Below are 1,121 nucleotides of genomic sequence, written 5' to 3' on the forward strand. Positions count from 1 at the left end.
CCGGGACCCCGGCCCCCGTCCCGCCCGCCGCCTCGCGGGGCAGCCGCGCGAAGGCGTGGGCGACCCGGGCGCCGCTGCTTCCGGCCCTGGTCTTCCTCGTCGTCGTCACCCAGCTGCCGTTCGTGGCGACGCTCGTCCTCTCCCTCTTCGACTGGAACTCCCTCAATCCGGAGAAGCGCCACTTCACCGGCCTGTCCAACTACGCCTCGGTCTTCACCGACGCCGCCCTGCGCGACGCGGTGATCACCACGGTGGTCCTGACCGCCTCGGTGGTGCTGGTCAGCGTGGCGCTCGGGCTCGGCTTCGCCCTGCTCCTGAACCGCTCGTTCTTCGGCCGGGGCATGGTCCGCACCCTGCTCATCACACCGTTCCTGCTGGTGCCGGTCTCCGCGGCGCTGCTGTGGAAGCACGCCCTGTACAACCCGGAGTACGGCCTGTTCAACGGCGCGCTCAACTGGTTCGGCTCGCTCTTCGGCATCGAGGAGGTGGCCCAGCCGGACTGGACGTCGTCGATGCCGCTGGCCGCCGTGGTGGCCGCGCTGGTGTGGCAGTGGACGCCGTTCATGATGCTGATCCTGCTGGCGGGGCTCCAGAGCCGCCCCGACGACATGATGGAGGCGGCCCGCATCGACGGCGCCGGCCGCTGGCAGATGTTCGCCTTCATGACCCTCCCCCACCTGCGCCGCTACCTCGAACTGGGCATCCTGCTCGGCTCGGTGTACATCGTGCAGAACTTCGACGCGGTCTTCACCCTGACCTCCGGCGGTCTCGGCACCGCCAACCTCCCCTACACCGTCTACGAGACCTTCTACCGGGCCCACGAGTACGGTCTGGCCTCCGCCGTCGGCGTCGTCGCGGTGATCGGCACGGTGCTCATCGCCACCGTCGCCCTGCGGGTGGTCTCGTCCCTCTTCCGCGAGGAGGCGAGCCGCGCATGAGCGCCTCGACCACAGTCCCGGCCACCCCGCCGACCGGCACCACGACTCCCGGTCCGGCCGCCGAGGCGAACGCGGCGGCCCGCCCGCCGCGCCGGCGTGTCACGGGCGTCGCCGTCACCGCCTGGGTGCTCGGCCTGCTCTTCTGCTTCCCCGCCCTGTGGATGGTGCTGACCTCCTTCCACG

1 protein-coding gene and 1 pseudogene are annotated in these 1,121 nt (G+C 71.2%); both read left to right on the forward strand.

Annotated elements, in window-relative coordinates; genetic code table 11:
* Positions 1-938, forward strand: a 938-nt coding sequence (locus tag ACFV9O_RS40185; protein WP_385428000.1) for a carbohydrate ABC transporter permease, incomplete at its 5' end; no start/stop codon positions are given.
* Positions 935-1,121, forward strand: a pseudogene (locus ACFV9O_RS40190) (hypothetical protein); the annotation flags it as partial. The gene ACFV9O_RS40185 and the pseudogene ACFV9O_RS40190, both read left to right, overlap by 4 nt.

The sequence above is a fragment of the Streptomyces sp. NPDC059909 genome, from assembly GCF_042730885.1.
In the GTDB taxonomy this organism is placed as follows: domain Bacteria; phylum Actinomycetota; class Actinomycetes; order Streptomycetales; family Streptomycetaceae; genus Streptomyces.